The organism is Serratia sp. JSRIV001 (assembly GCF_019968745.1).
In the GTDB taxonomy this organism is placed as follows: domain Bacteria; phylum Pseudomonadota; class Gammaproteobacteria; order Enterobacterales; family Enterobacteriaceae; genus Chania; species Chania fonticola_B.
The window spans coordinates 5,344,803-5,364,932 of the sequence record NZ_CP074147.1; the positions used below are offsets into that span (position 1 = coordinate 5,344,803).

The following is a 20,130-nucleotide window of genomic DNA, read 5'->3' on the forward strand; positions in this document are numbered from 1 at the left end:
TACTGGCCGAGCCGTTTTTTTGCGCAATAGATCACATAATCGCCCACAAAAGAACGCAGACAGGCGCGGTGTATCATCAAGACGGGAAGTGTAAATGGACAATATCGAAGTTCGTGGTGCTCGAACCCACAATCTCAAAAACATCAACCTGATTATCCCGCGCGACAAGCTGATCGTCGTCACCGGTTTATCAGGTTCAGGCAAGTCCTCACTGGCTTTTGATACCCTGTATGCCGAGGGGCAGCGGCGCTACGTTGAGTCGCTCTCTGCCTACGCTCGCCAGTTTCTTTCGCTGATGGAAAAACCGGACGTCGACCACATTGAAGGTCTATCCCCGGCGATCTCCATCGAGCAGAAATCGACCTCGCATAACCCGCGATCCACGGTCGGGACCATCACCGAGATCCACGATTACCTGCGCCTGCTGTTTGCCCGCGTCGGCGAACCGCGTTGTCCGGATCACCACGTTCCGCTGGCGGCACAAACCGTCAGCCAGATGGTGGATAACGTGCTCAACCAGCCGGAAGGCAAACGCCTGATGCTGTTGGCACCGGTGGTGAAAGATCGTAAGGGTGAACACACCAAGACGCTGGAAAACCTGGCAACCCAGGGCTATATCCGCGCGCGTATCGACGGTGAAGTGTGCGATCTCTCCGATCCGCCAAAGCTGGAACTGCAAAAGAAACACACCATTGAAGTAGTGGTGGACCGTTTCAAAGTGCGTGACGATCTGGCACAGCGTTTGGCCGAATCGTTTGAAACCGCATTGGAACTGTCCGGCGGTACCGCCGTCGTCGCCGATATGGATGACGAAAAGGCGGATGAACTGCTGTTCTCCGCCAACTTTGCCTGCCCCATCTGCGGCTACAGCATGCGCGAGCTGGAACCCCGGCTGTTCTCGTTCAACAACCCGGCCGGCGCCTGCCCTACCTGTGACGGACTGGGCGTGCAGCAGTTCTTCGATCCTGAGCGTGTGGTTCAGAACCCCGAGCTTTCTCTGGCCGGTGGTGCTATCCGCGGTTGGGACCGCCGTAATTTCTATTATTTCCAGATGCTGCGCTCGCTGGCGGAGCACTATAGCTTTGATGTGGAAGCCCCGTTCAGCAGCCTGGATGCCAACGTGCAGAAAGCGGTACTGAGCGGTTCGGGCAAAGAGTCAATCGAATTCAAATACATCAACGATCGCGGTGACACCACCGTGCGCCGCCATTCGTTTGAAGGCGTGCTGCATAATATGGAGCGCCGCTACAAAGAAACCGAATCCAGCGCGGTGCGTGAAGAGCTGGCCAAATTTATCAGCAACCGTCCTTGCGCCTCGTGCCGTGGCACCCGCCTGCGTGAAGAAGCCCGTAACGTGTTCGTGGAAGATACTACGCTGCCGGAGATCTCTGAGCTCAGCATCGGCCATGCCATGACCTTCTTCCAGAATATGAAGCTGAGCGGTCAACGTGCCCAGATCGCCGAGAAGGTGTTGAAAGAGATCGGCGATCGTCTGAAGTTCCTGGTTAACGTCGGGCTGAACTACCTTTCACTGTCACGCTCCGCGGAAACGCTGTCCGGCGGTGAAGCCCAGCGTATTCGCCTGGCAAGCCAGATCGGTGCTGGTCTGGTAGGCGTGATGTACGTGCTGGATGAGCCATCTATTGGCCTGCACCAGCGCGATAACGAACGCTTGCTGGAAACCCTGATCCACCTGCGTAACCTGGGGAACACGGTGATCGTGGTAGAACACGATGAAGACGCGATCCGCGCAGCCGACCACGTGATCGATATCGGCCCTGGTGCCGGTGTTCACGGCGGCCAGGTGGTAGCGGAAGGCACCGTCGATGACATCATGGCCCAACCGGATTCACTGACCGGCCAGTTCCTTAGCGGCAAGCGCTCAATCGCCATTCCGGCCGAACGCGTACCCGCGGATCCGAGCAAGGTGCTGAAACTCAGCGGCGCACGCGGCAACAACCTGAAGGACGTGACGCTTACGCTGCCTGTCGGGCTGTTTACCTGCATTACCGGCGTTTCCGGTTCCGGCAAGTCAACGCTGATCAACGATACGCTGTTCCCGATCGCCCAACGCCAGCTCAACGGTGCAACCATTGCCGAAGCGGCTCCTTACCGCGAAGTGACCGGCCTGGAACATTTCGACAAGGTGATCGATATCGATCAGAGCCCAATTGGCCGTACGCCACGCTCTAACCCGGCCACCTATACCGGGATCTTCACCCCGGTGCGTGAACTGTTTGCCGGGGTACCTGAATCCCGTACCCGTGGCTACACGCCGGGCCGTTTCAGCTTTAACGTCAAGGGCGGTCGCTGCGAAGCCTGCCAGGGCGACGGAGTGATCAAGGTAGAGATGCACTTCCTGCCGGATATCTACGTGCCTTGCGACCAGTGCAAAGGCAAACGCTATAACCGCGAAACGTTGGAAGTGAAGTACAAGGGTAAAAACATCCACGAAGTACTGGAGATGACCATTGAGGAAGCCCGTGATTTCTTCGATGCCGTGCCCGCCTTGGCGCGTAAGCTGCAAACGTTGATGGAGGTTGGGCTTTCCTATATCCGCCTCGGGCAGTCGGCCACCACCCTTTCCGGTGGTGAAGCGCAGCGTGTGAAACTGGCGCGTGAGCTGTCGAAGCGGGGTACTGGTCAGACGCTGTATATCCTCGATGAGCCTACTACCGGCCTACACTTCGCCGATATCCAGCAGTTGCTGGCGGTACTGCATCAGTTACGCGATCAGGGCAACACCATCGTGGTGATTGAACACAACCTGGACGTCATCAAGACGGCGGACTGGATCGTCGATCTGGGGCCGGAAGGCGGCAGCGGCGGCGGTGAGATCCTGGTGTCCGGCACGCCGGAAACCGTGGCCAACTGTAAAGAGTCTCATACCGCGCGGTTCCTGAAACCGATGTTGCAGAGATAACACCGTGGCCAACATGCCGAACACCAAGCTCGGCATGTTGGCCGTTATTACGGCGCAACCTAGGGACAGCAATACGTTTCCACCTTAGAATGGCAGGAGCGGATTTGGGGTTTTAACTATCACACGGATATGTAAGTGCCGCGCAGTGGTGAAATAACTCTCACCACCCAAATTCAGCATTATTTATCTGCAGCTAAAATATACTCATATCGGCAAGGCTACCTTCCCCATGACTCCACCTGCTTCAGTTCAAATTCGGCCTCAGCTAATTTTCTCTGTCGCTTAGCAATTTTGCTCGGTTTGCCTTTGAGCTGTGCTTCATATAGCTCTTGTTTTCTTTTCTCTACCTTACGTTGCTTCTTGGCAATTTCATACTGGCGATCGAATTCGAACGGCTGAGTGGCAGGTGCATAATCGTATCTATTATAACGGCCTTTGTAACCACCGTGGCAGTAGGTCTGCACATTGGCCAAGGCCCGATTCAGCCCCTCAACACGATGGACATTGCCATAACGCGTCGCGTACTCGAGCTGCTCTCGCAGTTTTTGTTCTTTTATTGCACAATTGGGCGCCGCCAATGATAATGAGGAATAAACGAGCAGTGGCAGTACGAGAAATATTGAATGATGCAGTTTCATAATTAAATTTCCTTTTAGTAGGTTCCCCTACAGATCCCTTATCCTTATTTGCCTTTAAGCAGATTGATATAGACGCATTAATAACACAGTCATAATTTATATTCCAATGAGAACTCTCTTAATTAACAGCTCCGTGCTATTTAAAATAAATTACCACCCTGTTTTTATCAAAATTTAAATATTCACCGATTAATAGAAAATAATAAAATTAGTGGAATTAACCCAAAAAAAACCTTGCCAATCCTGTTTCTCAGAACTAAATAACGCAGTAAACGATATTGGCCTACAAAATAAAATTACCCCATAGGTATCGGGGGCGTAGTCCTCTGGCCTGTCGCCACTCTTGAGCCAACAGGCCTGGCCACCTATAAATTCAAATGCGCAGCTCTTGGCGCACCTGATCGGGCAACCCTTCCAGCACCAAACGATATGAGCTGTCGATCAAATGATAAAACTGCGAATTGGGCAAGTTGCCGTCCAGAAATACCGCGTTCCAATGGGCTTTATTCAAATGTTCGCAGGGGACGATTTCCGGATGCTGCTCACGTAGGCTTTCTGCCAGCTCCGGGCTGCTTTTGATCGCCAACGCTGGGCGACCCTGCACTTCACACACCATAGCGAACATGACATCACCCACCTTGATCTGGCTGGCCTGCCATTGGTTTTGATCGCTTTGGTGTGCGCCAGGTTTCGCCATGCAGTATTCCAGCAGTGCTGAGTTATTCATTGGGTTATTTCCCGAAAGACACAATGCGGCGCGAACCACTGTGAGTATGCTGTTACCAGCCAGATACCCTGCCAGTCAGATAGAGAACCGCGCCTGGTCGCTGAAAGCAAGGCTTGATGGCGCATGAGAAAAATCTCAGCGCCCTCAGTCAGTATATTCTTTATCCAGTTGGCGGCAACCGCCAGCACGCAGAAACAACAAGGGGCGATATCGCTATCGCCCCTAAAATCACTGCATTCAGGTCGTTACTGCACCGCGGCAAAGGCCTCGGCCACTTGACGAACGTTATTGTGGTTCAGGCCCGCCACACACATACGACCGCTGTGGATCAGATAGACACCGAACTCTTCACGCAGCCGGTCAACCTGAGCCGCGCTGAAGCCGGTGTAGCTGAACATGCCGCGCTGCTCGAGCAGGTAATCGAAGTTACGCTGTGGCAACGCGCCCTTGAGCGTTTCGACCAGCGCTTTACGCATCTCCAGAATACGGCTGCGCATGGACTCCACTTCGGCCAACCATTGCGCTTTCAACTGCGCATCGTTCAGCACTTTTGCCACCACCTGAGCACCGAAGTTCGGTGGGCTGGAGTAGTTACGGCGCACGGTCGCTTTCAGCTGCCCCAGCACACGCTCGGCGGCTTCGCTGCTTTCACACACTACAGAAAGCCCACCCACGCGCTCACCGTACAGTGAGAAGATTTTCGAGAATGAGTTGCTCACCAGGCACGGCAAACCGGCAGCCGCAATGGCACGAATGGCGTAGGCATCCTGATCCATTCCGCCGCCAAAGCCTTGATAGGCGATGTCGAGGAACGGGATCAGTTCACGTTCGGCGATCACTTTAACCACCTGATCCCACTGGGCATTGGTGAGATCGGAACCGGTCGGGTTATGACAGCAAGGATGCAGCAGGGCAATGCTCTTGGCCGGCAGCTGTTGCAGCGTGCTCAGCATGGCATCAAATTTCACCCCCAGTTTTTCACCGTCGAAATAGGGGTAAGTATTCACTTTGAAACCGGCGCCACCAAAGATGGCCACGTGGTTTTCCCAAGTCGGATCGCTGACCCAAACCTGAGAGTCCGGGAAATAGCTTTTCAGGAAGTCAGCCCCCACTTTCAACGCACCAGAACCGCCCACGGTTTGAACGGTGGCAATGCGCCCTTGTTGCAGCATGGGGTGTTCAGCACCAAATAACAGTTGCTGGATTGCGCTACGGTAAGGCTGTAGGCCTTCCATCGGCAGGTAGACCGAGGCCCCCTGTTCAACGCTGTTAAGTTGGGCTTCAGCAGCGGCAACGGCCTTCATCTGTGGGATGATGCCTTGCTCATTGTAGTAAAGGCCAATACTCAGGTTCACCTTGTGCGCACGGGGATCTTTTTTGAATTTTTCCATCAGCGACAGGATCGGGTCACCTGCATAGGCTTCAACATTCTGGAACACGGGTTGGTTCTCCTGATTTTGGTTGTTCGGGCACAGTCCCTAATATAGCCACAAATCGGCGTTGGGTTTTAGCTTTATCTGGTCACCGGAAGCAAACCGTTTTCTTTGATCCGTTCCAGCACCACCGCCGTTTTGATATGCCCGACGCTTTTATGGCGGGACAGCGTCTGGCTGATAAACTCACTTAACGCTGGCAGGTCTGCTACCGCCACTTTCAGCAGGTAGTCGGCATCGCCGGTAGTTTTATAAACGTCAACAATTGCGTCCACTTCTGCCAGCATCTGATGGAAACTGTCGATCTGCTCTTGGGTATGGGTCAGCAGGCTTACCTCTATCAGCCCCACCAGTCCTAATCCCATCGCCTCCGGTGCCAACCTGGCGTGATACCCTTTGATCAACTGGGCCTGCTCCAGGCTGATACGGCGGCGCGAGCATTGCGAGGCCGAAAGCCCGACCAGTTCGCTCAGTTCCTGATTGGTCAGACGGCCATTGGCCTGTAACAGCGTCAGGATTTTCATATCAAAATCGTCAATGTTGTACATAGCCACCTGTAAAATGTGTTAATAAATGTTGACGCTACAGACTAGCAGCTTTTTTAGTCTTGCAACCATCGGTGCTGGCGGGTTGTGAGAGACATAGCAGCAAAGCCAGCTTCCTTGCTCAGAAATGGCATAAAAAACGGCCAAATTACGCAAACCAACAACAATTAACGGCAAAACCGCGCATAAAACCACAAATGTATTTGTCGACATGAAAAGGAAATTTGATGAAAAAACTATTGCCTCTCGCCTTGCTGGTCGCCACCGGGAGCGCCAGCGCACAATCCAATCTGGACAAGGTATTGCAGCAAAAAACGCTGACGGTCTGTACCACCGGCGATTACAAGCCCTACACCTTCCTGAAAGAGGATGGCAGCTACGAAGGCATTGATATCGCTATGGCCGAGTCGCTGGCCAACAGTCTGGGGGCCAAAGTGAAATGGGTAAAAACCACCTGGAAAACCCTGACGCCTGACTTCGTGGCCGGGAAATGTGATATCGCCATGGGGGGGATCTCAGTGACGCTGGAACGCCAGAAGCAGGTGTTTTTTGCCGAGCGGCTTGATACCGACGGCAAGATCCCGCTGGTACGTTGTACCGACGTGAAAAAATACCGCACCATTGAGCAGATTAACAAACCTGCGGTGCGGCTGATCGAGCCTGCCGGTGGCACTAACGAAGCCTTTGTCCGTGCTCATCTGCCCAAGGCCAACCTGACGCTGTCCCACGATAATATGGGCATTTTCCAGCAGTTGGTGGATCGCAAGGCCGACGTGATGATCACCGATGCCTCCGAAGCCCTGTACCAGCAGAAACGTTATCCCAAGCTGTGTGCGGTGAACCCGGATAAGCCGATGCAGTACGGTGAGAAGGCCTATATGTTGCCGCGTGATGATATGAGTTGGAAGCTGTATGTCGATCAGTGGCTGCACTTGAGCAAGGCCAGCGGGGAGTATCAGAAGATTATCGGCCAGTGGCTGGCAGTGAAGAAGTAAAGCTCCTCCTCACCTGACTTTAGCATCGCATACGTTAAGCGGGCGCACATGCGGCGCCCCTACGCAGTAGTGAGAAAGTTGGGGAAGTTACTCGCCGATATATTCCATCGTGACGCGCTGGGTCAGCTTGGTGATCAGCTCATAGGCGCTGATGCCGCTAAAGGCAGCCACCCGTTCAACCGGCAGCTCATTGCCCCACAAAACCACTTCATCACCCACCTTATCGCTGGCATCCGGCCCCAGATCGACGGAAATCATATCCATGGAGACGCGGCCGACGATCGGTACTTCACGTCCGTTCAGCCATATCGGCGTGCCAGAAGGCGCACTGCGTGGATAACCGTCGCCATAGCCCATCGCCACTACGCCCAGGCGGGTATCTCGTTCACTCACCCATAGCCCGCCGTAGCCCACCGGTTCACCAGCTCGATGCTCACGCACCGCGATCAGGCTGGATTTCAGCGTCATGGCTGGTTGCAGCCCAAAATGATCGGCGTAGGGTTTCTCCAACGGGGATACGCCATACAGGATAATCCCCGGGCGTACCCAGTCACGATGAGCCTGTGGCCACAGCAAGATCCCGCCGGAAGCAGCGATCGACTTCAGGCCCGGCTTATCGTTGGCGAAATGCTCAAAGCAGCTGATTTGCTTTTCGGTAGCATCCACCAAGGGCTCGTCGGCGCGGCTGAAGTGGCTCATGATATTGACAGGCTGAACCACGTTGCGACAGGCGCTCAAACGCTGGTAGAACGCCTCTGCCTGTTCCGGACGCACGCCCAGACGATGCATACCGCTATCGAGCTTCATCCATACCGATACCGGGTGCGCCAGTTCAACCTGCTCCAGCGCTTCAAGCTGTTCGATGCTGTGAACGGCGGTTTCGATATTATTCGCCACCAGCGCGGGCAAATCTTCAGCACAGAAAAAACCTTCCAGCAGCAGGATCGGTTTAACGATGCCACCGGCACGCAGCATCAATGCTTCGCCGATACGCGCTACGCCGTAACAGTCGGCATCTTGCAAGGTATGAGCCGTTTCCAACAGGCCATGTCCATAGGCGTTGGCTTTCACCACGGCAATCAGGCGGCTTTGCGGCGCCAGGCGACGGATCTGTTGCAGGTTGTGTCGCAGGGCGCGGCGGTCGATAACAGCAGTTGCCGCTTTCATTTCAATTCCTTAGCTGATTATTCGTCATCATATTGTGGCCCCGCATAGTTATCGAAGCGTGACCACTGGCCGTTAAAGGTCAGGCGTACGGTACCAATCGGGCCGTTACGCTGCTTACCCAGAATAATTTCGGCAATCCCTTTCAGATCGCTGTTCTCGTGATAAACCTCATCACGGTAGATGAACATAATCAGGTCGGCATCCTGCTCGATGGAGCCAGATTCACGCAGGTCGGAGTTAACCGGGCGCTTATCGGCGCGCTGTTCCAGGCTACGGTTCAACTGCGACAGTGCCACCACCGGCACCTGCAGCTCTTTCGCCAACGCTTTGAGCGAGCGGGAAATTTCAGCAATCTCCAAGGTACGGTTGTCGGAGAGTGACGGCACGCGCATCAACTGCAGGTAGTCGATCATGATCAGGCTGATCCCGTCATGTTCACGGAAAATACGCCGCGCGCGGGAGCGCACTTCGGTAGGCGTCAGGCCAGAGGAGTCGTCAATATACATATTGCGCTTCTCCAGCAGGATCCCCATGGTGCTCGAGATCCGCGCCCAATCCTCGTCATCCAGTTGACCGGTACGGATACGGGTCTGATCCACGCGCGACAGCGAGGCCAGCATACGCATCATAATCTGGTTGCAGGGCATCTCCAGGCTGAAGATCAGCACCGGTTTATCCTGCGTCATCGCGGCATGTTCGCACAGGTTCATCGCGAAGGTGGTTTTACCCATTGCCGGACGGGCCGCGACGATGATCAGGTCAGACTTTTGCAGACCGGCGGTTTTCTTGTTGAGATCGTGATAGCCGGTGTCTACGCCGGTAACACCGTCGTGCGGCTGCTGATAGAGCTGTTCAATGCGGGCGACGGTATCTTCCAGAATACGTTCGATACCTTTGGGGCCTTCATCTTTGCTGGCACGGTTTTCCGCGATCTGGAATACCCGGGATTCCGCCAGATCGAGCAGATCTTCGCTACTGCGCCCTTGCGGATCGTAACCCGCATCGGCGATTTCGTTGGCGACGGAGATCATTTCACGAACTACCGCACGTTCACGTACGATGTCGGCATATGCACCAATGTTGGCCGCACTTGGGGTGTTTTTCGATAATTCTGCCAGATAGGCAAAACCGCCCACCGTTTCCAGATCGCCCCTCTGTTCCAACGATTCGGACAGCGTGATCAGGTCGATGGGCCGGCTCATCTCCAGCAGACGCTGCATTTCGGTAAAGATCAGGCGGTGTGGACGGCTGAAGAAGTCGTTGGCGACCACGCGCTCCGCCACGTTATCCCAGCGTTCGTTATCCAGCATCAAACCGCCCAACACGGACTGCTCCGCCTCCAGCGAATGTGGCGGCATCTTCAGCCCTTCCATCTGGCGGTCTCTGGGTTCGTACGTGTTTGTCTTGTTGGTTGGTTTTTTGCCTGCCATGAAGCCTATTCTTTATTCAGTTGCGAATGGGGGTAGCTGACGCAAGAGTATACGTGATTTTCAGTCATGATTCCCTGCGCAAAAAAGGATTAATCACTGCGCAACGAGCTAGATAGTGTGGGCTGATAAGCGTAGGGTGAAAACAGCCATTTAAACGAGGTAGCGACATGTCAAAACGCATCCAATTCTCCGCCACCGGCGGCCCAGAAGTGCTGCAGTATGTTGATTTTACTCCTGTCGATCCCGCTGCGGGGGAGGTTCAGGTCGAGAACAAGGCGATCGGTATCAACTATATCGATACCTACGTACGTAGCGGCCTGTACCCACCGGCAAACTTCCCTAGCGGGTTAGGTACCGAAGCGGCTGGGGTAGTCATCAAGGTCGGGGCAGGTGTCAGCGCGGTCAAACCGGGCGATCGCGTGGTTTATGCCCAGTCCGCACTGGGTGCCTATAGCGAAGTTCACAACGTCCCGCTGGAAAAGATAGCTTTCCTGCCGGATAACCTCACTTTCGAACAGGGTGCTGCCTCGTTCCTCAAAGGGTTGACCGTACATTATCTGCTGCGACAAACCTATGAGATCAAGCCAGGAGAGGTGTTCCTGTTCCATGCCGCCGCAGGGGGCGTCGGGCTGATCGCCTGTCAGTGGGCCAAAGCGTTGGGTGCCAAACTGATCGGCAGCGTGGGTTCAGATGAAAAAGCAGAGCTTGCCTTGCGTGCCGGAGCCTGGGCTACCATCAATTATCGCCAGGAAAACATTGCCCAGCGCGTAGCTGAACTGACCAACGGCGAAAAGGTTAACGTGGTCTATGACTCCGTAGGGCAAAGTACCTGGCAGGACTCTTTGAACAGCCTGAAGCGCCGCGGGCTGATGGTGAGCTTTGGTAATGCCTCCGGCCCGGTTACCGGCGTCGATCTGGCGTTACTCAATCAGAAAGGCTCGCTGTACGTCACCCGCCCTTCACTCAACGGTTACATCACCAACCGCCAGGAATTGCAGTTTGCCAGTAACGAGCTGTTTTCGCTGATAGGCAGTGGTGCGATCAACGTTGACGTGAAGGAAACACAAAAGTTTGCGTTGGCAGATGCCCAGCGGGCACACCAGATCCTGGAAAGCCGCCAGACCAGCGGTTCCAGCCTGCTGATCCCTGGCCTGTAGCAGCAAAAAGAAAGGGCCTCATAAGGGGCCCTTTCTAGTTTACAGCGCTTTGTAGGGGTAGAGCAGAGTCCGCCAGAGATGGGGGTTGCTTCAAGCAACACTCTTGTCAGCTCTCGCGGTGATGAAAATGATTAGCATCACTGCTGCGGAGCCATCCTAGCAGCCTCGATAAGTAAAAAATATGATTAATGTGCCGCATTCGCATTTAAAACATCAAGCTGTGATCCCCGCCACACTGGCAAGCAATCTGCCTAGTGAGTTTCAGCGTGACTGACTGATATTTCGGCAAAAAATATTAATAGCGCCGTATCTGTGGTTTCTGCATAGAACGGTATATCCACACGCCAACCACCGCCAGGATCAGCCACGGCAGCAGTTTAAACACCATGGCAAACAGCCCGCCCAGCAGCATAAAAGCCGCGGCCACAAATAACGCAGCCATCACGCCCAGCAGTGAAATACCCGTTACCAGCAGCATGGCGACAAAGCCGATCAGAAAGAACAGTTCTAACATGGGTTGCTCCTTGGCAAAACAATAGGTCTGTCTTGTTCTTTACAAGAAACGTGCCAACTTGAAGTCAATGATAACTTATTGAAATTATATAAAAATAGCGCCACAACCGGTGGCGCCATTGGTCAAAAAAACCAACTTTTAGTCAAATTTTTTGCCGATTATGCCATTTCAGTGCGAGGTGAGCGCACCAATGCCAAAGCCTGTTCGACGGTGCGCACATCGGCCCCTGGCTTATGGGCATTTTCACTCAGATGGCGGCGCCACTGCCGCGCGCCAGGAATGCCCTGGAACAGGCCAAGAATATGGCGAGTGATGTGACCCAGATAGGTTCCGTTCGCTAGCTCGCGCTCGATGTACGGATACAGCGATTCGATAATCGCCACGCTGTCCATCACCTCGCTCTGGCGGCCGAAAATCTCGCTGTCCACCCGCGCCAGAATGCCAGGATTTTGGTACGCCTCGCGCCCCATCATCACACCGTCCAGATGCTGCAGGTGCTGTTGGGCTTCTTCCAGCGTTTTCACGCCGCCGTTGATCGCAATGGTCAACGCCGGGAAGTCACGTTTCAACTGATAAACACGCGGATAGTCCAACGGAGGGACTTCACGGTTTTCTTTCGGGCTCAGGCCGGAAAGCCAGGCTTTACGGGCATGAATGGTGAACATATCGCATTCCCCACGCCCGGCAACGGTAGAGATAAAATCGCACAGGAACTCATAGCTGTCCTGATCATCAATGCCAATACGGGTTTTTACCGTCACCGGGATCGACACCACGTCGCGCATCGCCTTGATACAGTCGGCCACCAAGGTCGCCTGCCCCATCAGACAAGCACCAAACATGCCGTTTTGTACCCGATCCGACGGGCAACCGACATTAAGGTTGATCTCGTCATAGCCACGCTGTTCCGCCAGTTTGGCACAGTGCGCCAGTGCTGCCGGATCGCTGCCCCCTAGCTGCAAAGCCACGGGGTGCTCTTCCTCGCTGTATGCCAGATAGTCACCTTTACCGTGGATGATCGCGCCGGTGGTCACCATTTCGGTGTACAGCAACGTTTCCTTGCTCAGCAGGCGATGGAAGTAACGGCAATGGCGATCGGTCCAGTCCAGCATAGGGGCAATGGAAAAACGATTGGCGGCGTATTGGGTATTATTAATATCTTTCGTCATGCTGAGTTACTGGCTACCTGATAAGTCCGGGACTCGACAATCAGCGCGTTGTGCCGATGCCGCAAATGGCTATTATAACGGCAATCGACGGTCTTGGGGAAACCGTCGTTCATTCTGATTAGGATCTCAGAGCGGTAACGTTTTCTCTCGGCCCTATTCCAATTGTCGGATCACGCGACACGGCTGCCCAAGCGCCAACACGTTAGCCGGAATATCCTCGGTCACCACGCTGCCTGCGCCGATGGTAGTGCCATGACCAATGGTGACGCCAGGCAGGATCACCACGTTGCCGCCAATCCAGACGTTACTGCCAATCACCACCGGCTTGGCTGAGGTATGGAACGGAAAATCGGCATTGCCGGTAAACCGCTCGCTGGCCTTGAGCGGGTGGCTTGGCGTGTAGATTTGCGCGTTTGGGCCAATCAGCGTGTTATCACCAATGGTGATGGTGTTGCAGTCAAGAAACACCGCATTGACGTTGATAAAGCAATTCCTGCCAATGCTGATATGCTGGCCATAGTCGCACCAGAACGGTAATTCAATCCAGCTGTCATCACCCCATGCTGCAAACAACTCACGCAACAGACGCTGTTTCTCTTCAGACTGAGGTGAGTCCAACGCTGCGAGCTGTTTAGTCAGGCTCCTCGCCCGATGGTACATGGCAATCAGCTCATCATCACGGCTGTTATATACCTCACCACGCAGCAATTTCTCTCTTTCTGACATCCCAGGCTCCTGAAAGGTTTGACACCTTACGGGTTATACCGCCGTGCCCGAGTGGAGCCTATGACATAAAGCGGCAAATCGTGATCCACATCTCATTGTGCCTAGTCTTGCTGCGCAAAATCGCCCGATTTGCTGCGTTATCCAGGGAAAGCGGGGCAACCCTCGGCGATTGCGTTGAAACATGATAAAATCGGCTTCTTTGCATAGCCGGATAATTGCCATGAACTCAACCAACCAGGAAAAGCTGCTCGCGCAGGCTGAACAACTCTGTCAGCAACGCAACGTGCGACTGACCCCGCAACGGCTGGAAGTGTTACGCCTGATGGCTGAGCAACCCGGCGCCATCAGCGCTTACGATTTGCTGGATTTACTGCGTGTGGCAGAGCCGCAGGCCAAGCCACCTACGGTCTATCGTGCACTGGATTTCTTGCTGGAACAGGGATTTATCCACCGCGTTGAATCGGCAAACAGCTATGTGCTGTGCCACCACTTCGAACAGCCGATGCATACCTCCGCCCTGTTTATCTGCGATCGCTGCGGACAGGTCACGGAGCGTACTACCGAAGGGGTGGAAGAAACCTTGCAGAAACTGGCTCAAGAATCAGGGTTTGTGCTGCGCCACAGCGTAGTGGAAGCCCACGGTCTGTGTTCTGCCTGTGTGGTGGTAGAAAATTGTGAAAACCAACACGATTGCGATCATGACCACAGCATTGTGGTGAAGAAAAAATAAGCGGATTGGGTTGCAGGAGGGAGCGGGTACATCCTTGTTCCCGTGGCCGTAGCAGGGGGGAAATCTGCCAGGCCGGATGGTGTCGTAGCGCCGCAATACTCAGCGGCTCATCGCGCTACCAACGATACTTGCTGTGTTCTTCCCAGGCTTTGACTTCTTTTTCGGCTGCCTCTTTCTGGTAGCCATAGCGTTCCTGGATTTTACCGACCAGCTGTTCGCGTTTCCCTTCGATCACGGTGATATCGTCATCGGTCAGCTTGCCCCATTTTTCCTTCACTTTACCTTTAAACTGCTTCCAGTTACCGTCGGCTTGATCTTTGTTCATAATCTCTCCGTTACTCTTGGTTGTCAGTTTTAGATAAATCTGGCTGGACTTAACTGAGTCAAATTTAAGGTTATCTAATGCGTCCGTTGCCAATTAAGCGCGGGCTTAATTCGCCAGCCACGTGATTAACTATAGTCACCCATCACGAAAAGCACCCGAAAAGCAGCATGAAATAGGGTTAGGAAAAGTCTCAATAGCAAAAAACGCCGTTAAAACAGTAAGCAAGCGAAGCAAAACAGCCCTCAACACATGTAACCAAATGTGAATACCCATCCAGAATCATCAACTAGTCTGGCCTATGTATCGCTAGTTAGGGGATGAAAACCAGGTGCCTTGCACGCTATGACGGTGCCAAACCCAGCCCAAAGCAGCCCCGCGCAGTGCCAGGAATACCGCCAGAGCCAGCCATAAACCGTGGTTGCCCAATACCGGCAGGGTGAACAACGTCAGCCCGTAGCCCACTGCGGCTACCGCCATGCTGTTACGCATTTCTGCGCCACGGGTGGCGCCGATAAACATGCCATCCAGCAGATAGCACCAAACCCCCACCAGAGGCAGCACCACCTGCCAGGGCAGATAATGATTTGCCAGCGCACGCAACTCCGGCAGCGAGGTTAAGCCCGCCACAATCTGCTGCCCGGCGAACAGATAAATAACGGCAAAACCACAGGCAACCAGGCAAGCCTGCCGACAGGCGGCACGCCATACTTTACGCAGTTGCCGCCCGTCCCGCGCACCATAGGCGTGGCCGGAATGGGCTTCCACCGCGTAGGCAAAACCATCCAGAGCATAGGCGGTAAAGGTCAGCAGATTCATCAGCACCGCATTCACCGCCACCACCTCTCCGCCCATGCGGGCTCCCAGAATGGTCAACGAAGCGAAACACAGTTGCAGTAATAACGAACGCAGCATGATGTCGCGGTTAAGTGCCAACAGGCGGCGCATATCCCCACGCCACGCGGTTCGCAGCATTGCCAGCGAAATCCCCCGCATGCGTAGTACCCGCCATGCTAACCACAAACCCAGCAACAGCGTGGCGTACTCCGCAATCACCGTGGCAGTTGCAGCCCCCTGCACGTTCCAACCCAGCCCCATTACCAGCCAGATATCCAGCACGATGTTCAGCAGGTTACCGACAATCAACAGGATCACCGGCGCCCTCACGTATTGAACTCCCAGCAACCAACCGAGCAACACCATATTGGCCAACGCCGCCGGGGCACTCAGCCAGCGGATCTCCAAAAATAGCCTGGCCTGAACCAATACTTCCCGATCGCCCCCCACAATGTTCAGCGCCAAGGTGATCAACGGGGCTCGCAACAGCACAATCGCCAGCCCGGCCACCAGCGCCAACAATAACGGCTGCATAAATGCGCGAGCCAGCCGGTAGGGATCTTGCGCCCCCAGCGCCTGCGCCGTCAGCCCGGTGGTGCTCATACGCAGGAACAACAACAACATAAACAGGAAGCTGGTGGCCATTGATCCCACCGCGACCCCGCCAAGGTAGCTAGGGCTATCGAGATGACCGATAACGGCGGTATCCACCAGGCCAAGCAAGGGGACGGTAATATTGGAGAAGATCATCGGCAACGCCAGACGCCACAGAGCTTTGTCGGTGTCACTGGTGAAGGCAGAAAGCAGGCGCATGGCGATATGTTCCCGTACAAGCATGGATTTTAGCGTAGCTTAGAAATGACATCGCCCCAGAGTTGGGGCGAGGTTTGCCGTTTTAAAGGGCTGTAATACGAGGTAAAACGGTTAGATCCAGTCGCCGTTGCGGATCACACCCACCGCCAGGCCTTCGATGGTGAAGTTCTGCTGGCGCAGATCGACCACGATCGGTTGGAATTCGCTGTTTTCTGGCAGCAGTTCGACGACGTTACCGTGTTTCTTCAGGCGTTTGACCGTGACCTCGTCTTCAATGCGGGCGACGACGACCTGGCCGTTGCGTACGTCTTGAGTCTTATGCACTGCCAGCAGATCGCCATCCAGGATGCCGATGTCGCGCATCGACATGCCGCTAACGCGCAGCAGGAAATCGGCATTAGGCTTGAACAGTGAAGGGTCCACCTTATAGTGCCCTTCAATGTGCTGCTGAGCCAACAGAGGTTCACCGGCAGCCACACGGCCCACCAGAGGTAACCCCTCTTCATCTTCCATCAGCAAGCGGATACCGCGTGATGCACCGGAGATGATCTCGATAACGCCTTTGCGAGCCAGTGCTTTCAAGTGCTCTTCTGCAGCATTTGGTGAGCGGAACCCCAGGCGCATTGCGATCTCGGCACGCGTCGGTGGCATGCCCGTTTGCGAAATATGATCGCGAATCAGGTCGTAGACCTCTTGCTGTCTGGTAGTTAGTGCTTTCATTCCGCCCCCTGTTTGTTTATACAGTCTTGCTGTGAGTATATACAGCTAAGTCTGGATTGGGAACCGAAGAATAAATAAAAATCAGCAGGTAGCGAGCGTGATCGCAACGATACCCGCTGGTTTTCACGCCAAATGCTGCCAAAGTACCGAAGCCCAAACGAACAGCGCCAGAATGATTGCCAGCGATACCGCCGCCGAGCCCATATCTTTGGCCCGCCCGGAAAGCTCGTGATATTCCGTCCCCACGCGATCGACAACGGCCTCAATCGCACTGTTGAGGATTTCGACAATCATCACCAGCAGCACCGAGCCGATCAACAAGATGCGCGCTATCGCTCCCACATCCAGCCAAACCGCCACGATGATAGCCACCACCGTCGCCACCAGTTCCTGACGGAATGCGGCTTCGTTCTGCCAGGCAGCGGTTAAACCTTTATAGGAATAGCCTGCCGCTTTAATGATACGCGTCAGGCCAGTTGCTTGATTTGCCATAGTTAAGAACGCCTTTCTCCAAGATGGATCATGTACCCGTCGTGTTGCAGCCGCAACGTTCCAGACAGATTTGCCAGCCCAATCACATTTTTATCGCAGCGCAGTATACAGCAAGGTTGGAATACCTTAATCACCTAGCTATGTCGTACCAATGCCGCGCGCGCATGAGTGCGCTAGAGCGGCCAATTTGATATCCATCAGGTATAATTCAACTATGTACTTCCATTGCCGTGAATGGCCGTGGATTTCCCAACGCCACAGATCTGCTACCCGGTTTCTGGTATGCTTGCGGCGAATTGCTAACAAGAGGCTTCACGTTGTCATGTCAGGTTGGCGTAAAATCTATTATAAGATATTGAACTTACCACTAAAAATGTTGGTAAGAAGTAAGGTTATCCCAACAGATCCGGTCACGGAGTTAGGGTTGGATCCCTCACGACCGATTTTGTATGTTTTACCTTATAATTCCAAGGCGGATTTACTCACCTTGCGCACCCAGTGTCTGGCGCAAGATCTGCCCGATCCCCTTAACCCGTTGGAAATCGATGGCACCGTGCTGCCAAGCTACGTGTTTATCCACGATGGCCCACGCGTATTCCGCTATTACACCCCCAAAGAAGAATCGGTAAAACTGTTCCACGATTATCTGGATCTGCACCGCAGCAACCCGGATCTCGATATTCAGATGTTGCCGGTATCGGTGATGTTTGGCCGCTCCCCAGGGCGCGAAGGCCACGGCACGCCGCACCTGCGCCTGCTGAACGGCGTACAGAAGTTCTTCGCTGTACTGTGGCTGGGGCGCGACAGCTTTGTCCGTTTCTCCAACACCGTGTCCCTACGCCGGATGGCGACAGAGCACGGCACCGATAAGACCATCGCGCAAAAACTGGCCCGTGTCGCACGTATGCACTTTGCACGCCAGCGCCTTGCCGCCGTTGGGCCAAGCCTGCCAGCCCGTCAGGATCTGTTCAACAAGCTGCTGGCCTCCAAGGCGATTGAAAAAGCGATCGAAGATGAAGCGCGCAGCAAAAAAATCTCCCACGAAAAGGCCCAGCAGAACGCGATTGCGCTGATGGAAGAGATTGCCGCCGATTTCTCCTATGAAACGGTGCGCCTGTCCGACCGCGTGTTGAGCTGGACCTGGAACCGGCTGTATCAGGGTATCAACGTCACCAACGCCGAGCGTGTGCGTCAGCTGGCGCAGGATGGTCACGAGATCGTCTATGTGCCGTGTCACCGTAGCCATATGGACTATCTGCTGCTGTCCTATGTGCTCTACCATCAAGGGCTGGTGCCACCGCATATCGCAGCGGGTATTAACCTGAACTTCTGGCCTGCCGGGCCGATCTTCCGTCGCCTGGGCGCATTCTTTATTCGCCGCACCTTCAAGGGCAACAAACTCTATTCAACCGTGTTTCGTGAATACCTCGGTGAGCTGTTCACCCGTGGTTACTCGGTGGAATACTTTGTTGAAGGCGGGCGTTCTCGTACCGGCCGCCTGCTGGAACCGAAAACCGGCACCCTGTCGATGACCATCCAGGCCATGCTGCGTGGCGGTACACGTCCGATCACCCTGGTGCCGATTTATATCGGTTACGAGCACGTGATGGAAGTAGGTACTTACGCCAAAGAGCTGCGTGGCGCGACCAAAGAGAAAGAGAGCCTGCTGCAAATGGTGCGTGGCTTACGCAAGCTACGCAACCTCGGCCAGGGCTACGTAAACTTTGGTGAACCGCTGCCGTTGACTACGTACCTGAACCACAACGTCCCGCATTGGCGTGAGTCTATCGACCCGATCGAAGCACAGCGCCCAAGCTGGCTGACGCCAGCGGTCAACGATCTGGCGGCTCAGATCATGGTGCGCATCAACAACGCTGCCGCCGCCAACGCCATGAACCTGTGCTCCACCGCGCTGCTGGCCTCACGCCAACGTTCGCTGACCCGTGAGCAGTTGCTTGAGCAGTTGGAATGCTACTTACAGTTAATGCGTAACGTGCCATATGCACCGGACGCCACCGTACCAGCGCAAACGCCAGACCAGTTGCTGGATCACGCTTTAAACATGAACAAGTTTGAAGTGGAGAAGGACAACATCGGTGACATCATCATTCTGCCGCGCGAGCAAGCGGTGCTGATGACGTACTATCGCAACAATATCCATCATATGTTGGTACTGCCTTCGTTGATCGCCTCTATCGTGATGCATCACCGCCGCGTGTCGCGCGTTGAGCTGCTGCGTCAGGTCAGTCTGATCTATCCGATGCTGAAGGCCGAGCTGTTCCTGCGTTACGACAAAGAACAGCTAGCCGAAGTGCTGCAACCGCTGATCGAAGAGCTGATACGTCAGCAGCTGATTTGTAGCAAAGGCGATGAGCTGGTGCTGAACCCTGCGCGCATCCGTCCGTTGCAGCTGTTGGCCGCCGGGGTGCGTGAAACTCTGCAACGCTATGCCATCACCATGTCGATCCTCAGCGCCAACCCAAGTATCAACCGGGGTGCCCTGGAGAAAGAGAGCCGCATTATGGCCCAGCGTTTGTCGGTGCTGCACGGCATCAACGCGCCGGAATTCTTCGATAAGGCGGTGTTCTCCACCTTGGTGGCGACGCTGCGTGAAGAAGGCTTTATCAATGATATTGGCGATGCGATCCGCGAGCACACCATGGAGGTTTACACCATGTTGAGCGATCTGATCACCCCGGAAATCAAGCTGACCATCGAAAGCGTCAGCATGCCGGAAGAAACCAATACCCCAGCGCTGACAGCTGAAGTCGTAAAAGAAGACGAGTAACTTA

General features: G+C 54.5%; 18 protein-coding genes. 5 read left to right on the forward strand and 13 right to left on the reverse strand.

Going from position 1 to position 20,130, the window contains the following annotated elements:
- The first annotated feature begins 94 nt into the window (after positions 1–94).
- Positions 95–2,923: an excinuclease ABC subunit UvrA gene (uvrA, locus tag KGP17_RS24790; protein WP_223498549.1), complete on the forward strand. Its 2,829-nt coding sequence runs from the start codon at positions 95–97 to the stop codon at positions 2,921–2,923.
- 218 nt (positions 2,924–3,141) lie between these two features.
- Here uvrA and KGP17_RS24795 read toward each other — a convergent pair whose 3' ends face one another.
- The 4 genes from KGP17_RS24795 to KGP17_RS24810 form a co-directional block, all read right to left on the reverse strand.
- Positions 3,142–3,561 (reverse strand): DUF1090 domain-containing protein, encoded by a 420-nt coding sequence (locus KGP17_RS24795; protein ID WP_059199022.1) that lies wholly within the window; start codon positions 3,559–3,561, stop codon positions 3,142–3,144.
- 373 nt (positions 3,562–3,934) lie between these two features.
- On the reverse strand, positions 3,935–4,288 hold the full coding sequence (locus tag KGP17_RS24800; RefSeq protein WP_021180803.1) for an MmcQ/YjbR family DNA-binding protein: 354 nt from the start codon (positions 4,286–4,288) through the stop codon (positions 3,935–3,937).
- A gap of 245 nt (positions 4,289–4,533) precedes the next feature.
- A complete protein-coding gene (locus KGP17_RS24805; RefSeq protein WP_223498550.1) occupies positions 4,534–5,727 on the reverse strand; it encodes an amino acid aminotransferase in 1,194 nt (397 codons plus the stop codon).
- 74 nt (positions 5,728–5,801) lie between these two features.
- Positions 5,802–6,269 (reverse strand): Lrp/AsnC family transcriptional regulator, encoded by a 468-nt coding sequence (locus KGP17_RS24810; protein ID WP_115159942.1) that lies wholly within the window; start codon positions 6,267–6,269, stop codon positions 5,802–5,804.
- Positions 6,270–6,493: 224 nt separating this feature from the next.
- Here KGP17_RS24810 and KGP17_RS24815 point away from each other — a divergent pair, with 224 nt between their 5' ends.
- Positions 6,494–7,261, forward strand: a complete 768-nt coding sequence (locus KGP17_RS24815) for a transporter substrate-binding domain-containing protein (RefSeq protein WP_021180806.1) — start codon at positions 6,494–6,496, stop codon at positions 7,259–7,261.
- Positions 7,262–7,348: 87 nt separating this feature from the next.
- Here the strand turns inward: KGP17_RS24815 and alr are convergent, their stop codons facing one another.
- Positions 7,349–8,428, reverse strand: a complete 1,080-nt coding sequence (gene alr, locus KGP17_RS24820; protein WP_179249246.1) for an alanine racemase — start codon at positions 8,426–8,428, stop codon at positions 7,349–7,351.
- Positions 8,429–8,445: 17 nt separating this feature from the next.
- Positions 8,446–9,858, reverse strand: coding sequence for a replicative DNA helicase (gene dnaB, locus KGP17_RS24825; RefSeq protein ID WP_024483977.1), 1,413 nt, complete (start codon positions 9,856–9,858; stop codon positions 8,446–8,448).
- A gap of 167 nt (positions 9,859–10,025) precedes the next feature.
- Between dnaB and KGP17_RS24830 the strand changes: the two genes are divergently transcribed.
- The gene (locus tag KGP17_RS24830) at positions 10,026–11,015 is read left to right on the forward strand and encodes a quinone oxidoreductase (protein ID WP_223498551.1); all 990 of its coding nucleotides are present in this window, start codon (positions 10,026–10,028) and stop codon (positions 11,013–11,015) included.
- Positions 11,016–11,310: 295 nt separating this feature from the next.
- Here the strand turns inward: KGP17_RS24830 and pspG are convergent, their stop codons facing one another.
- The 3 genes from pspG to KGP17_RS24845 all read right to left on the reverse strand — a co-directional run bounded on the left by pspG (position 11,311) and on the right by KGP17_RS24845 (position 13,424).
- Positions 11,311–11,529: an envelope stress response protein PspG gene (pspG, locus tag KGP17_RS24835; protein ID WP_021180810.1), complete on the reverse strand. Its 219-nt coding sequence runs from the start codon at positions 11,527–11,529 to the stop codon at positions 11,311–11,313.
- Positions 11,530–11,687: 158 nt separating this feature from the next.
- Positions 11,688–12,698 carry a tRNA dihydrouridine(20/20a) synthase DusA gene (gene dusA, locus KGP17_RS24840; RefSeq protein WP_024528008.1) on the reverse strand — a complete coding sequence of 337 codons (1,011 nt, stop codon included), beginning with the start codon at positions 12,696–12,698 and terminating at the stop codon, positions 11,688–11,690.
- A 153-nt stretch (positions 12,699–12,851) separates the two neighbouring features.
- Complete coding sequence (locus tag KGP17_RS24845) at positions 12,852–13,424, reverse strand: sugar O-acetyltransferase (RefSeq protein ID WP_209523947.1); 573 nt, start codon at positions 13,422–13,424, stop codon at positions 12,852–12,854.
- A 220-nt stretch (positions 13,425–13,644) separates the two neighbouring features.
- On the opposite strand from KGP17_RS24845, the gene zur reads away from it, so the two are divergent.
- Positions 13,645–14,154, forward strand: a complete 510-nt coding sequence (zur, locus tag KGP17_RS24850) for a zinc uptake transcriptional repressor Zur (protein ID WP_024483981.1) — start codon at positions 13,645–13,647, stop codon at positions 14,152–14,154.
- A 115-nt stretch (positions 14,155–14,269) separates the two neighbouring features.
- On the opposite strand, the gene KGP17_RS24855 is transcribed toward zur, so the two are convergent.
- From KGP17_RS24855 to KGP17_RS24870, 4 genes are all read right to left on the reverse strand, one after another.
- Positions 14,270–14,479, reverse strand: a complete 210-nt coding sequence (locus KGP17_RS24855) for a CsbD family protein (RefSeq protein ID WP_024483982.1) — start codon at positions 14,477–14,479, stop codon at positions 14,270–14,272.
- A gap of 306 nt (positions 14,480–14,785) precedes the next feature.
- On the reverse strand, positions 14,786–16,126 hold the full coding sequence (dinF, locus tag KGP17_RS24860; RefSeq protein WP_223498552.1) for an MATE family efflux transporter DinF: 1,341 nt from the start codon (positions 16,124–16,126) through the stop codon (positions 14,786–14,788).
- 111 nt (positions 16,127–16,237) lie between these two features.
- Positions 16,238–16,846, reverse strand: a complete 609-nt coding sequence (lexA, locus tag KGP17_RS24865) for a transcriptional repressor LexA (RefSeq protein ID WP_021180815.1) — start codon at positions 16,844–16,846, stop codon at positions 16,238–16,240.
- A 123-nt stretch (positions 16,847–16,969) separates the two neighbouring features.
- Positions 16,970–17,338, reverse strand: a complete 369-nt coding sequence (locus KGP17_RS24870; protein ID WP_021180816.1) for a diacylglycerol kinase — start codon at positions 17,336–17,338, stop codon at positions 16,970–16,972.
- 322 nt (positions 17,339–17,660) lie between these two features.
- On the opposite strand from KGP17_RS24870, the gene plsB reads away from it, so the two are divergent.
- On the forward strand, positions 17,661–20,126 hold the full coding sequence (gene plsB, locus KGP17_RS24875; RefSeq protein ID WP_223498553.1) for a glycerol-3-phosphate 1-O-acyltransferase PlsB: 2,466 nt from the start codon (positions 17,661–17,663) through the stop codon (positions 20,124–20,126).
- The last annotated feature ends 4 nt before the right edge of the window (positions 20,127–20,130 follow it).